At 40.1% G+C, this 15,004-nt stretch carries 9 protein-coding genes, 1 tRNA gene, 1 other RNA gene and 1 pseudogene; 3 read left to right on the top strand and 9 right to left on the bottom strand.

Features of this window, described 5'->3' with window-relative positions:
- Positions 1 to 200: 200 nt before the first annotated feature.
- The 6 genes and pseudogenes from P7J36_RS10515 to P7J36_RS10490 form a co-directional block, all read right to left on the bottom strand.
- Positions 201 to 524, bottom strand: a complete 324-nt coding sequence (locus P7J36_RS10515) for a hypothetical protein (RefSeq protein WP_408552049.1) — start codon at positions 522 to 524, stop codon at positions 201 to 203.
- 352 nt (positions 525 to 876) lie between these two features.
- Positions 877 to 1,329, bottom strand: coding sequence for a hypothetical protein (locus P7J36_RS10510; protein ID WP_408552050.1), 453 nt, complete (start codon positions 1,327 to 1,329; stop codon positions 877 to 879).
- Between the two features lie 1,960 nt (positions 1,330 to 3,289).
- Positions 3,290 to 5,261: pseudogene (locus P7J36_RS11575) on the bottom strand (IdeS/Mac family cysteine endopeptidase); the annotation flags it as partial.
- A gap of 160 nt (positions 5,262 to 5,421) precedes the next feature.
- Complete coding sequence (gene pyk, locus P7J36_RS10500; RefSeq protein ID WP_408552052.1) at positions 5,422 to 6,927, bottom strand: pyruvate kinase; 1,506 nt, start codon at positions 6,925 to 6,927, stop codon at positions 5,422 to 5,424.
- Positions 6,928 to 6,993: 66 nt separating this feature from the next.
- Complete coding sequence (gene pfkA / locus P7J36_RS10495) at positions 6,994 to 8,004, bottom strand: 6-phosphofructokinase (RefSeq protein WP_408552053.1); 1,011 nt, start codon at positions 8,002 to 8,004, stop codon at positions 6,994 to 6,996.
- Between the two features lie 84 nt (positions 8,005 to 8,088).
- The gene (locus P7J36_RS10490) at positions 8,089 to 11,199 is read right to left on the bottom strand and encodes a DNA polymerase III subunit alpha (RefSeq protein ID WP_408552054.1); all 3,111 of its coding nucleotides are present in this window, start codon (positions 11,197 to 11,199) and stop codon (positions 8,089 to 8,091) included.
- Positions 11,200 to 11,352: 153 nt separating this feature from the next.
- Here P7J36_RS10490 and P7J36_RS10485 point away from each other — a divergent pair, with 153 nt between their 5' ends.
- Genes P7J36_RS10485 through P7J36_RS10475 form a run of 3 tightly spaced genes read left to right on the top strand, consistent with a single transcriptional unit; the run spans position 11,353 to position 13,226 of the window.
- On the top strand, positions 11,353 to 11,727 hold the full coding sequence (locus tag P7J36_RS10485) for a GntR family transcriptional regulator (RefSeq protein ID WP_014638280.1): 375 nt from the start codon (positions 11,353 to 11,355) through the stop codon (positions 11,725 to 11,727).
- On the top strand, positions 11,720 to 12,427 hold the full coding sequence (locus tag P7J36_RS10480) for an ABC transporter ATP-binding protein (protein WP_014638281.1): 708 nt from the start codon (positions 11,720 to 11,722) through the stop codon (positions 12,425 to 12,427). Before P7J36_RS10485 ends, P7J36_RS10480 begins: the two co-directional genes overlap by 8 nt.
- Positions 12,428 to 12,443: 16 nt before the next feature.
- Positions 12,444 to 13,226, top strand: coding sequence for an ABC transporter permease (locus tag P7J36_RS10475; protein WP_408552055.1), 783 nt, complete (start codon positions 12,444 to 12,446; stop codon positions 13,224 to 13,226).
- Between the two features lie 43 nt (positions 13,227 to 13,269).
- Here P7J36_RS10475 and add read toward each other — a convergent pair whose 3' ends face one another.
- The 3 genes from add to ssrA form a co-directional block, all read right to left on the bottom strand.
- A complete protein-coding gene (gene add / locus P7J36_RS10470) occupies positions 13,270 to 14,310 on the bottom strand; it encodes an adenosine deaminase (RefSeq protein ID WP_408552056.1) in 1,041 nt (346 codons plus the stop codon).
- A 116-nt stretch (positions 14,311 to 14,426) separates the two neighbouring features.
- Positions 14,427 to 14,514, bottom strand: a tRNA-Ser gene (locus P7J36_RS10465).
- 2 nt (positions 14,515 to 14,516) lie between these two features.
- Positions 14,517 to 14,864: a transfer-messenger RNA gene (gene ssrA / locus P7J36_RS10460) on the bottom strand.
- Positions 14,865 to 15,004: the final 140 nt, after the last annotated feature.

The following is a 15,004-nucleotide window of genomic DNA, read 5'->3' as shown; positions in this document are numbered from 1 at the left end:
CAAAGCCTTGTCAGCCACCAGCATAGCTGGTGGTTTTCTTGTTTTTCTCTACGAGAAAAACTGGCTCGAAGCCATAATACAATAAGCAACGGGGGAACCTCGTTGCTTATTTCTATCTAGGATGCTACTGTCCTAGTTTCAAACAATTTAACATGCGACTATATCAATTCAAATACTATCTCTATATTAGATACATCATATCAGAACTGACTAGGGAGCTCAGAAAAGTGATTTATGAGAGCTAAAACTTCTGTGCTACTGCCAAATTCGACCAGTGATAAGTACTTGGCTTTCTGACGTGGAGACAAATCACTCTTATTGATGAGACTTGCAGCCTCCGCTTTTTGCGAAGCAAGACAGACGTCTTTTTCATCTAATAGTACTTTCCGCTGAACTTCAGTCAGATTCTGATGAAGTAAAACATCATCATACAAACAGATTGCTTGCGCCGAAGCAGAAGCCATAGGAAAAGCTAAGCCTCCAGCAAGGGCTAGACCCAAAACTGCTTTACCGAGTTTATTCATATTATTACCTCTCTTCAAATATAACATAAGATTTGATAGAACTATTACCTTTGTGGTGCACATCACAAATTTTTTCTTTTGTAATAACTAGAATACTTCTATCTAGTATACCAGCCACTACACTATTATTATAAACAACACCCCTAAACTCACCGTCAACATTTTCTGATTTTAATCTATTATATGATTTAGCATTATGAACTACAAATTATCCTATCCTCGAGATTAGTTGAATATGAAAAGACTGAACCTGAGTCCAGTCTTCCACTATTTCTGATGTCGTTGCTTTCTACGATAGTTACTGAAAGCATCAATTAAAAAGGGGGATTTTCGACAAATTTTAAATCTTATCTTAACGACGGAAACTTGATTCTAGTTTGAATGATTTACTTTCTACAATATGCTTATGTGTTCCGTAAGGGATTTTGCTAATAATTTCAACATGGAAATCTTTTGAGCCCTTCAAATTCTCATCTGTCAAGTTAGCAATATAGGATCCTGACGCTGTGCGTTCAAGTGGAATACAGTTATGTTCCCCAAAAACGAAGTAAACATCTGGCGCTTCGTCATAGTATTGTTTCAAGAATACTTCTACTTGCGCACCAGGAACACCAGTTTGTTGTGTCAATTTCACATCCACATATGAATTGCGAGTGTAATTAGCTGTTTCTCTTGTGTTATATTTTACGTAAGTATTTGATTCAGCTGTATTGGCGCTAACAACAGGGGCAAGCGCTGTAAGACCTGTACTCATGCAAGCTACTGAAAGCATGGCAAAATTTTTCATTTTCTTTGAAAAGTTCATAACATTTTCTCCAATTTCTATTATCTTATGTCCATATTACCCAAACTCGAACTATAAAATGGTAATATGATGAACTAATCCGACTGGAATAGTTTCTTTCGTCCGTAACAAATTTTTTGAATGCATTCTGTTGATTGTTACAAGATAATTGTAATTGAACTCCCCATTTATAGCAATGGATTTTCCCAGCTTTTTATCTATTTTTCATGAGTCTTAATATACTTCCGAAGTAAATTTTACAATAGATAATCGCTGATTATTCACTCTCTAACCCTCGATTATTGCTTTCTACTTGCTTTTTTTAATAGTCCCCAAACACTACCAAGTAAGAGAGTTAATAGGCTAACTCCAATAATCTGCCCAGAAGCATTTGTACTTGGTTTTGAAGGTTGTTCCACACTTAAAACTTGCTTTGTATCCGTTTTGGAGTGAAGAGCCGGATTCTGACCATATTCCCTCATATTATTTGAGGATTGAGAGGTACTTCCTACAATTGCCACAGATCCAACCATCTCGAATAGCTCGGTTTCTTTGCGTTCTTCATCCATTTCTCTTCTGGACATCTGAGGCTCTCTCTCTGGAACTTCTGGCAATACAATCTCCTGAGAACTCATATCCATTTTAACACTGTCCAATGATTTGGATCTAGGGCCCAAGATTTTTTCTTTACTCTCCAAATCATTCATCAATGTATTCGGTTGAATCACCTTTGTTTCTGTTAGGATTGAAGACCTATCTGCTTCAGCCAAGACGCTTTCTGTCGTTACTTCTGTCAGAAATTCAACTCGAGGAGCATTCGACTCATTAGTAACCCCCTCAGAATCCACTTTTAATGCGGAAGAAACTCCGCCATCTACAAACTTGTGTTTTTCAGAAATAGTAGATGATGTAGCTACTGATTCGACCACACGAATTGCTGAATGCCCAGGTAAAGCTGGAATATCCTCAGCAACAGGAACTAAAGTTGTTTCAGTTTGGATGACTGTTTCACTTTCTGCACTAGCTGGTTCGTCGAGAGAGGCTTGGACTACTGGGGCAGAGAACGTTTCGGGCAATGCAACAGGAGGAATAGCTGTTTCTCCTACCTCCACAGAGACTTCTGGTTGAACGGGAATAGCTGACCTGTCTGGAGACGAAATTGGGGCTGGTTGGGAGACGGTTTCGCTTTCTGAACTAGCTGGTTCGTCGAGAGAGGCTTCGACTACTGGGGCAGAGACCGTTTCGGGCAATGCAACAGGAGGAATATCAATTTCTCCTGACTCCACAGCGACTTCTGGTTGAACGGGAATAGCTGACCTGTCTGGAGACGAAATTGGGGCTGGTTGGGCAACTGGTTCGCTTTCTGCACTAGCTGGTTCATCGAGAGGTGCTTGGACTACTGGGGCAGAGACCGTTTCTAGCAATGCAACAGGAGGAATAGCTGTTTCTCCTACCTCCACAGAGACTTCTGGTTGAACGGAAATAGCTGACCTGTCTGGAGACGAAATTGGAGCTGTTTGGGCGATTGTTTCACTTTCTGAACTAGCTGGTTCGTCGAGAGATGCTTCAACTACTGGGGCAGAGACCGTTTCGGGCAATACCACAGGTGAAATATCCGTTTCTCCTACCTCCTCAGCGACTTCTGTGGCTTCTGGTTGAACGGGAATAGCTGACCTGTCTGGAGACGAAATTGGGGCTGGTTGGGCAACTGGTTCGCTTTCTGCACTAGCTGGTTCATCGAGAGGTGCTTGGACTACTGGGGCAGAGACCGTTTCTAGCAATGCAACAGGAGGAATAGCTGGTTCTCCTACCTCCACAGAGACTTCTGTGGCTTCTGGTTGAACGGGAATAGCTGACCTGTCTGGAGACGAAATTGGGGTTGGTTGGGAGACGGTTTCACTTTCTGAACTAGCCGGTTCGTCGAGAGGTTCTTGGACAGTTGTGGTTTTAGAGGTGGCTGATTGTTCAGTAGCGGTCGTCGCAACTTGATCTTCTTCTTTTACATTTACCCCCTCCATACCTATGGGACCTGATAGAAGTTCTGACCTCTGATTCTCAACTGTTTCTGATTCAAGAAGCTCTTCCACAGGGACTACCTCATCATTTTTCACAGCTTCTTGATCAACTACTACTGGTAGATCGCTTCCCTCTACTTGAGTTTCCTCCCCTAAAGCTATAGTTGACTGGCTCTGGTTTTCATTAGCAACTAACTGTTCGTCATGTACTGGTTCACCAACGACTGCTACAGGCAATATCGCCTGGTCGTCTACTGGTAAGACGGGTTGATTGATACTATCTACAACAAGGGCAACATCCCCTTTTTCTTCTTTCCCATCTGCAGAGCGGATTTCTTGAGATAGCTGAGAATTTTCATCTGCATTGGGCGGAAGCTCGCCTGCTGGCAACTCCGCTGTCAGAGCTTCTCCAACTGCTGACATAGGGAAGTCTAAACTTTTTAAACTATCCTCTAACGCAACATTAAGTAGCTCAGAGCTGTCTGCTTTTTGAATGGCTAACACACCTTGATCATATAGCCTATCTAACTTTTCAAGATATGTTACACGTGCCGACTCTGATAATTCAGATTGTCCTTGAATAGACAGAACCATCGCCTTCTTTGTATCAGCTAGTGTCTGACTAGCTATTTCTTTGGCTTTTGCGAGCGGATTGAAATATTCTTCCCATAAGTCTTGACCAAGACGAATCGTATGAACATAATCCAAAAGCGCCCCAGCTGAATTATTTTTCACATGATTATTCAAACGTGGATTTCCAGAAGCATCACGAGTGATTCCCATACGCTTCAAACCAATTTGTTCTTGTTGATCATCAGAATCAGTGATATAGACAGCCCTAATCTTACCTTGATTATCGTACTCAGCACCCCATACCGTCACAATATGCGTTGCATAGCCTAATGTTCTATAAGTTAGACCGAGTAATCCTTTGCTCTCCAAAACAGTTCGAACATCCTCACCAAAACGCTCATAGCTACCACTGAAAAGACGATTTGTCAGTTTCTTCTCTTTGAAAACGTCGTAGAAAAAGCCACCCCTACTATCTGGTACTAACTGGCTATCTTCCAGATTGACACCACCCTGTACCTTAGGTTTATATCCATTAATAAACAAGTCAACTAAGGCATCTGACACAAAGCCATTTGTACGATAACCGTAGTAAGTTTTGAACATGTCAAAGACTCGACTATTTTGCTGATCCTGGAACGAATCAATATAACGACGCAGGTCCGTTATTGCATAGTTTTCCCCAACATTTACTGTACTATTTTTTTCCTTGAGATATCTCTCAACATAGGAACTATTCTGTTCCAACCACCAATGTACCATGTTGGAAGACACGGCCGCAAAACATAGGTTAAGGTCAATAAATGAAGCATTGAGACTTTTATTGGTATCATAGTAGCCTTTTCCTGCCTCAAATGGCGCTGTATAGTTTAAATAGTCTCCATACTTTTCCTTTACAAAACCACCGCTTTGTTCCATTGCAGGAGGAGTAATTCCATGGACCCATATAATTTGTCGTTGCTCGCCGCTCTCCGTTTTATAACTGGTCTGATTCAAAATTTCTTTTGTCTCAGCAACCTCTATCTGATTTTGCTCACTCGTCGTAACTTCTGTATCATTTCTAGAAACTACATTCTCGATCCCTCCGTCAACTTTCATCTCTACCGCTACTTCTCCTTCAGCGATAACAGGTGATGGGATGTTGTCTGCTATTTCCTCTACAATTTCAAGATTAGAACCATCTAGGGATTCATTTTTTTCTGATTCAATAGATGCCTCATCCTTGACTTGTGATTCTTCAATTATTTCATTCACTCCTGTAACAACTGTATCTGCAGCAACAGTGGATGTATGAATAGCACATAGCAAAGAGACTGAGACCAAGCCAACCGCTGATTTTCTCAAAGAAAATCGTTCTTGAATGTTCATCTTTCCTCCGTTTATCATCAAAAATTTGAATAAACTATTCTATTTACGACTTATTTTTATTTCCACATCCCCCAAGAAAATATTTATAAACAAGCGTTTGAAAGAAATTCATAGTCTATTTCCATAATCACGACAAAAAGGTCCAAGAGGACCTTTTTGATTATTTTACTGTACGAACACGCATAGTGTTTGTTGAACCTGCAACACCTACAGGCACACCAGCAACGATGATGATATCATCACCTGATTCAACCAAACCTTGTTCTTTAGCAACTTTTTCTGCCAATTCAAACATATCGTCAGTTGATTCTGGTTTCTCAGTTACAACTGGAATCACACCCCAGTTCAACATCAATGATTTTTGAACTTTTTCAGTGAAAGTTACTGCCAAGATATCTGAATCTGGACGGTATTTAGAGATTGAACGAGCTGAGTAACCAGTTTCAGTAACTGTTACAACCAATTTGATGTTCATTGAGTGACAAGCATCTTTCACTGCAGATGCAATAACTTCTGTTTTAGATGCACGGTTGAAGTGATCTGAGTTCAAACGACCGTATTCGTTCAAAAGAGTTTGTGCGTTTTTAGCGATAGTTGCCATTGTACGAACTGACTCAACTGGGTATTTACCGTTTGCAGACTCACCAGAAAGCATTGTTGCATCAGTACCGTCAATAACAGCGTTGAAGACGTCTGATACTTCTGAACGAGTTGCACGTGGTTTTTCAGTCATTGTTTCCAACATGTTTGTTGCTGTAATAACTGCTTTACCAGCTGCGTTCACTTTAGTGATAATCATTTTTTGGTAAACTGGAACCATTTCAAATGGTACTTCGATACCCATGTCACCACGTGCGATCATGATACCATCTGAAGCTTCGATGATTTCATCAATATTGTCGATACCTTGTTGGTTTTCGATTTTTGAGAACAATTGAACGTGCTCGTTACCAGTTTCTTTAAGAATGTTACGAACTTCTTCAACATCTTTAGCAGAACGAACGAATGAAATCGCGATGAAGTTCAAACCTTGTTCCAAACCGAAACGGATATCGGCATTGTCGCGGTCTGCAAGAGCTGGGAAAGGAATTTTAGTGTAAGGAATGTTTACACCTTTTTGTTTAGCAATCACACCGTCGTTTTCAACTTCAACAACAAATTCACGTTTTTCAGCATCTTTTTCGATAACTTTAAGACCAAGTTTACCATCGTCAACAAGAATTTGTTTACCAACTTCAACATCGTCAAATACATCAAGTGCACCTGCAACGTTCAAAGCGATTACTTCTTTAGTTGATTGAATACCTTGTTTAGTAGCTACGCGAAGAACATCACCTGTTTTGTATGAATATTCTTTAGCATCGTCAGCAAACAACTCAGTACGGATTTCTGGACCTTTTGTATCCAACAAGAAACCAACTTTTTTACCAGCAATTTCTTCCGCACGGCGTACAGTTGCCATACGCTCACCTTGCTCTTTGTGGTCACCATGTGAGAAGTTGAAACGGAATACGTTTGCACCTTCAGTGATCAATCGAGCAATTTTCTGTGCTGATGCTTCAACATCAAGGTTTTCACCCCAATAACCATCATCACCGAATTTTTTTCCACCGCGGATTTCTACCGCAGGTCCGAGGGTTGCAACGATTTTTACACGTTTATTCATCTTAACAAAACTCCTTTATATTTAATGGTCTTTTGACCCTTAATAACAAATAATGAAACTGTCAATTTAGATTGACAAGTTGCGGTTTAATTCAGCCATTTCTAAGTCAGCTTTATGTGGATTGTTCACAACAATCTTACCATCTACAGTCAAGCTGAACAATGCTCCTTCTTCAGCTGTACCAAGAATTGGATTTTCAACCATTTGCTCATTACGGATACCAACCGCAAGACCACCACGGCCTTCCTTGAGCAATTTAACAGCATGCGCGCCCATACGAGATGCAAGTACACGGTCACGAGCAGTTGGTGAACCACCACGCTGAATATGACCGAGTTCAGTCACACGAAGATCGCTAGTATCACCAGCTGCCTTCAACTCTTCAGCAAATTTCGCAGCTGGCATAACTCCTTCAGCCAAGACAATAATGCTATGCTTCTTACCATTTTCGTAGCCAGCTTTAATACGCTCTACAATTTCACTGATATTATACTCTTCTTCTGGAACCACGATGACATCAGCACCAGATGCAATACCAGCCCAAAGAGCAATGTCTCCCGCATGACGTCCCATTACTTCAACAACGAAAGTACGACGGTGACTTGATGAAGTGTCGCGGATTTTATCAATAGCATCCATAGCTGTAGTTACAGCTGTATCAAAACCGATTGTAAAATCTGTACCCACGATGTCATTATCAATTGTACCAGGTACACCAATAGCTGGGAAACCATGCTCCGTCAAGCGCATTGCTCCGTGGTAAGAACCATCACCACCGATAACAACTACACCTTCGATACCATGTTTTTTCAATTGCTCAATCCCTTTAAGTTGCCCTTCTAATTTGGCAAATTCTGGATAACGAGCTGAACCAAGGAATGTTCCTCCACGTGAAATAACATCACCTACAGAACGTGCAGACAATTCATGGATATCACCCGCAACCATACCTGCGTAACCTTCATTGATTCCATAAACTTCCATTCCTTCTGAAATTGCTTGGCGAACAACTGCACGAATAGCAGCGTTCATACCAGGGGCATCACCACCACTGGTCAAAACAGCAATACGTTTCATTCGTTAATGCTCCTTTAACTTTTCATTTTAACTGCCCTATTATAACATACTTAACCTAAACTTGCTTGACTTTTTGCTATTTTTTTATCGAAAAATCGTTTTCATAACAAATTCACTTAACTCTTCTTCTAATTGAGGCGTTTTCATAACCATGTGATGCTCAGCCTGAATTGTCTGATTACTATCTTGATAATGAAGCACTACTGGAATGCTTCCTCTATATTTATCCAAAATACGAGCAACGGCATAATCGTGTTCTCGATTTTCCAAAAGAATCCAAAATTTCTCCAAACTGACAGGCTCTAATTTTTCTAGAACTAATTGCAACTGTCCATCGCGCTCTTGCACTCTACCTGTGATGTAGCCCATTCCCCCTTCTTCCAAAATAGAAGCGTATTGGCGATAAGATTCTGGGAAAAGAGTTACGTCAAGCGTCCTCTTGGTATCTGTCACTCGAAGAAATGCCATCTGCTCCCCAGTCTTTTTGGTACGAATCAATCGAATAGCTTGAATCTGCACAAGAACGGTTGCTCGATTGCCAACCGCTAAATCAGCCAAATCTGTAAAACTACGCTTAGACTCTCGACAAATAGTGACTAAAGGATGCGGACTAATACCGACACCTAGCAATTCCTGCTCTAGCATAAATTTTTCGCTGTCACTGTAATCTTCTACATCTGTCCAACTATAACTCTCCTCTGCAAAAAATGTACCAATCGCCTCTGCAAAGACAAAGAGATTGTCTAGATTTTCAATAATCTTTTTACGATTGGCATCAAAATCATCAAATAAACCAATCTGAATAAGAGGGATCAGTAAATCTTTTTTCTTTAAATTATCTGGCAAGCGCAAAATAAAATCTTCTACAGACTTATAGGGACGATGATCCAATATCCATAGAGCTAAATCTTTAGGCAAACCTTTTAGTGTTTTTAATCCTAGGTAAACCTTACTTTTATCAAACTTATCGTGATAAGGAATATTGTTAATCGTGAGTCGAGCTACCTCAAAATCAAACTGCATCGCATCTTCAATATAAGCACTGCTAGAATGATTGAGCATGACATCAAAAAAGACATCGGGGTAATGGCTCTTAAAGTAAGCCATCTGAAAGGCCAGTGCCGAATAGGCATAGGCATGACTACGGTTAAAACCATAACCAGCAAACTTGGCCATCATGGCAAAAATTTCTCTGGCTTTCCCTTCCTCATGCCCACGCTCATGCGCACCTGCCAAAAACTCGGCTTCCATCGCCTGCATTTCTTGGGCATTTTTTTTGGACATGGCTCGACGAAGCAAATCGGCTTTGCCCAGTGTAAATCCTGCATAGACCTGAGCGATCTGCATGACCTGCTCCTGATAGAGCATGATGCCATAGGTCCCTTCTAAAATTGGTGCAATAGACGGGTCCAGTAAGTCAATATTTTCCTGCCCATGTTTTCGTTTGACAAAATTATCGGAATAGTCACTGGCACCTGGTCTATTCAAACTCGTTGTTGCAACTATATCTTCAAATCGACCAGGTTTGACCCTTCGAAGCAGGCTAATCGCACCAGGCTGTTCAAATTGAAAAATTCCCTTAGTCCGACCAGCAGCAAAAAGTTCCAAGGTTTTCTTGTCTTCTAAATCTATCTTGGCAATATCAATTTCCTGCTGATAACGTTCACGTACTCCTTCTGCCATTTTTTGCACAAAGGTCAGATTTCGTAAGCCAAGGAAATCCATCTTCAACAGACCATTCGCCTCAACAGCATGTGCATCATATTGGGTTACCAGCATGTCATCCCCTATTTTAAGAGGGATGGTATCTGTCAACTCCTCATCACTCATCACTATCCCTGCTGCATGTATAGAAGTCTGTCGGGGTTGCCCTTCAATTTGTTGAGCAATCGCAAAAGCTTTTTGGTACTCTATCTTACTATTGATAATCTGACGAAAAGCGGCATTTCGCTGATAGGCAGAAGTAAGACTATCTCTAAATGAAATTTTCTTGGTTATATTACTTAACTCATATTCAGGTGTTCCGAAACGCTTAAATACATCACGAATGGCCTGCTTAGCTCCAAATGTCGAGTAGGTTACAATTTGAGCAGCATGGGTTGAACCATAACGATCTCGTACATAACGAATAAAATCTGCTCGATGAATATCTGGAATATCAATATCAATATCGGGCATTGAATAACGTTCAGCATTGAGAAAGCGTTCAAAGAGAAGATTATGCTTAACTGGGTCGATACCTGTGATATTCAAGGCGTAGGCAACTAGGCTTCCAACAGCTGAACCGCGCCCCATTCCCATGTAGTACCCTTGGCTACGTCCAAAACGAAGTAGGTCCCATACAATCAAGAAATAATCATCAAATCCCATTTGATGAATAATGGATAATTCCTTTTCCAAGCGTTCCTTATACAGTGAATTAGTCAAGCCCTTCTCTTCTAATCCTTGATAGGAGCGCTCGTATAATTCTTCCACTGCAGGTCTGTCACGATTAAAACGCGGCAATTTTAAATCTGTATTTAATTGATAAGAAATCCCTGCAACCAAGTCACGTAAATTATCAACTGCTTGCGGAAACCGATTCGAAAATAGATTGGTTAAGCTATCAGCCGATAAAAGCTTTTGTCGACTATCTATATCTGCAACTTGATTAAGTGGAATATTATCTCGAATAGCATGGAGAACCTGTAGACTTTCCAATTGTTCCTCTTCAAAAAAACGAACCGTATGAATTGGGAGTATTGCTTGCTTAAAGTCTTGAACTGGTGTGTCAACCGTCACTCCGATATAATAGTTAGTACCTAACTCAAGGTGCTCAATGCCAGAAAAATAAGGAACAACCACTGCTATGTCGACTAAATATTGACGAATGGTTTCAAAATCATCTTGCCCTGTCATCTTAGCAGTCGAAATTTTCAATAGATTGCGATAACCTCTGGTTGTCAGAGCAATCAATTGAGTAGTGACGTCCTGCTCCCCTCCCTGTAATTTCCAGTCCAGTTCACAACCAATAATTGGTTGAAGCCCTATTTTGTTACAGGATTCCATAAAACTATAGGCTGCATAAAGACTGTTTTTATCCATTATCCCCAATGCGTGGTAACCAAGCTCTTTAGCCCTGCCTACATAATTTTCTATCGTCACCATGCTATCCATAAAGGTATAAACTGTCTTTGTATCTAATTGTGCCAGCATGGTATTCTCCTTTTCATGTTTCTTCTATTATATCAAATATTTATCCAAAAATATTTTTTAAAAATTCAAAACATTTTTCTTGCTAATTTATATAGTTTATTGTATTATTAAGATAAGACATAAACACGGTGTCATCCTAGAAAGGAAATGATTATGGCTTGGAAATTTGATAATAACATCCCCATCTATATTCAAATCAGCAATACTATTAAATTGCAGATTGTGACTAATCAATTAAAATCTGGAGATAAACTTCCCACTGTTCGTGACTTAGCCGAAATTGCTGGCGTCAATCCAAATACCGTTCAGCGCGCTTTGTCTGATTTAGAAACGGAAGGCTTTGTTTACTCGGTTCGCACAACAGGTCGTTTTGTAACAGATAATCAAGAATTGATTACACAAACTCGCCTACATTTAGCACAAAAGGAACTCGAGAATTTTGTGAACAATATGTTAGATTTGGGGTTCAAACACGACGACCTCACTGGCCAGTTAGATGATTATTTGAAAGGAGTCACTTATGAATAACGCATATACTTTGGTTGAGCTACAACAAGTTTCAAAATCTTATGGTGGAGCTGTCGCCCTAAATAATGTCAATTTGAAGCTGACTGCTGGAAAAATCATAGGACTTTTGGGACCAAATGGTTCGGGTAAAACGACCATGATTAAATTGATCAACGGTCTGTTGCAACCAGAATATGGTCAAGTATTGATTAATGGTCGTACCCCATCGCCAGAAACCAAGGCAATTGTGTCTTATCTCCCAGATACGACTTATCTCGATGAGCATATGAAAGTGCTCGAAGCAATTACATTTTTTGAAGATTTTTACGCTGATTTTGATAAGGAGCGTGCTCTCCATCTTTTACAAGATTTGGGCATTGATTTAAACAGTCGTATGAAACATCTCTCTAAGGGGAATAAGGAAAAAGTCCAACTCATTCTGGTGATGAGTCGTCAAGCGCAGCTGTATGTTTTAGATGAGCCAATTGGTGGTGTTGACCCTGCCGCTCGAGACTACATTTTAAAAACCATCGTCAACAACTACTCTCCGACTGCCTCTGTTATTATCTCTACTCACTTAATTTCAGATGTTGAGCAAATTTTGGACGAGGTTATTTTCCTCCATTACGGAAGCGTTATTCGCCATGGGAATGTAGATGACTTGCGAATTGAAAGCGGAGAATCTATTGACGAACTCTTCCGCCAAGATTTTAAGGCTTAGTTAGAAGGAGATTGCTATGTTTAAAAAATTATTGAAATACGAATTTCAATCCGTAGGTAAATGGTATTTGGGAATTTATATTGCAGCTGTAGCCCTATCAGCAGTACTTGGTTTTTGGCTACAAGCGTTGGCCCTACGTACACAGGCTGGAAATACTGAACCTGGCGGTGGAGAGATGGTCTTATTGGGAACCTCCTTTATGACTTTCGGAGTTTTGATTGCGGCACTCTTCCTATCAACATTTGTCCTAGTCATCAATCGTTTTAGAAAAAATGTTTATGGCCGACAAGGTTATCTCACTATGACCTTGCCCGTATCTAGCCATCAAATCATCTTAAGCAAACTGCTTGCATCTATTGTTTGGTATATCTTGGCAGGGATTACTTGTTTACTTTCAATCGGAATCATCCTTGCAGTCATTCTAGTAGCAAGCGAAGAAGCTATTATGCCAGAAATACAAACTTTTGTTCAAGATATCGACTGGACAGTTCTATTCAGTCAGATTGTCTATTATTTAATTGAAATTACTACTGGTATCCTTTTGATCTACTTCTCTATATCTGTCGGTCAATTATTCAAGGATCATCGCTTCCTCTTTGCAATCTTGACGTATATCGGCATTCTCATCGTTACTGGAGTATTTGGCACTTTCTTTGTCCTAAGCAACCTAGGAACAGCTTATTCTACACCATTTTCTCTCTATCCAAGTCCAGTCTTAGCATTAGTCAATATTATCCTAGCTTTTGCTTACTACTTTGGAACCCACTTCATTATGACAAAGAAATTAAATCTACAATAAAAAGCTCTTTACTGGTCTAATCGACTGGTATAGAGCTTTTTTCTTAATACTGTTGGTCTAGGAGTTCCAACAAAACTTTCTTTTCTTCTTCGCTGGCAAAACTTGCCTGAATAGCGTTTTGATTGAAGCGATAAAAATCAGCCTTGCTAGTCCCAAAATATTCTACAAATAACTGATATTCTCTATTAAGTGTAGTATTAGAAACGGTACGATTATCTGTATTGATTGTGATGTTTGCTCCTGCCTCAACTAGCTCACGATATGGAAAATATTCAATCGAATCAGCTGCACCAGTTTGAAGATTCGATGTTAGACACATTTCAAGTGTTGCTCCGCTATTGACAAAAGCTTGGATAGCTTCAGGATTGTGAGTAAGTGCTGTACCATGACCAATCCTTCTAATCCCAAGTTCAAGAGCTTGAATCACATTGGTCACACATCCACATTCTCCGGCATGGAAAGTCATGGGATAACCTAGTGACTGAGTAAATTGAATAATATCCCGAAGTTCTTCCGTGGGATAGTCCGCTTCATTTCCTGCGAAATCAAATCCCACAAGTCCTTTTGGTGCCAAATCAGCAATAGCCGAAAAGAGTTCCTTCGTTTGATTCATATTCGTTTGCTTTAAACCACAAACCAAAAGTTTAGCAACCACTCCAAAATCTTCCTGCCCCCTGTTTAGTCCAACCAAAACTGCTGAGACCGCTTCTAAAATAGTCAAGTCTTTATCCGTCGACAGTTCTGGTGCAAAACGAACCTCAATGTAAATGATCTTATCTCTTGCAGCTTGTCGTACAAGATCATAGGCTGCCAATTCTAAAGCTGATGCAGTTTGTAAGAGTGGGCGAACAAAATCAAATAACTTTAAATAAGCCATTAAACTATCAACTTTTCCATGAACACTAACTAATTTTCTTAATGCTTCATCTTCTGCAGGAATAGTGATTTTAGCCATCTGTGCCAATTGTCGAATGACTCCGAGGGACAATGAGCCATCCAGATGACAATGCAATTCCGTTTTCGCTAATTCATGTACGTTTACCATCAACAACACCTCTTCCATGAGTATATTGTCATCTATCATACCACATTTTAGCAAAAACACAAGACATTTTTAACAAAAAGTGAACTTTATCAATATTCAACCTTCATTTTATACAAGAAAAAAAGAACGACCATCAGTCGTTCTTCAATAACATACGGAAGACATGGGATTCGAACCCACGCACGCTGTTACACGCCTACCGCGTTTCCAACACGGCCTCTTGAGCCTCTTGAGTAATCTTCCATATATGGAGCTGGTGGGAGTCGAACCCACGTCCAAACACCTGCTAACTTATTCGTCTACAACCATAGGTTATGTCTTGCTTTAACTTGAACTCGATACATAACTCAAACCTAGACCAAGCGAGTCAGTAAATCTCTTTTGGAACTGCCTGACTCAATCCCAACGTAGCTTGCTATTTTAAGACCAATCAGCAAACACAAGCAATTCGCGACTGGTCACGCAGGCAGGTTATTAAGCTGCTAATGCGTAAGTGTTTGTATTTTTTGCAGTTATATTTAACTGGCATTTTTACATCTGCCGATGAGTTGCAGAACAAGCCTCATAATGCCTGTCGAATCCGTAACAACCCCATAGGATTTGATACAAGAACTATTATAGCAGAATTTTTTATAAATAGCAAAATTATTTTACATTTGAATCATTCCCGTAGTTGGTTATGCCCTACCCATCATAGCTTTTCAAACTTTCAAAAAGAAAAATCGCCACGGTA

The sequence above is a fragment of the Streptococcus suis genome (assembly GCF_046032115.1).
Lineage (GTDB): Bacteria > Bacillota > Bacilli > Lactobacillales > Streptococcaceae > Streptococcus > Streptococcus suis_AJ.
Note: the sequence above shows the minus strand (reverse complement) of the source record. Positions and strands in the feature narration are given on the sequence as shown.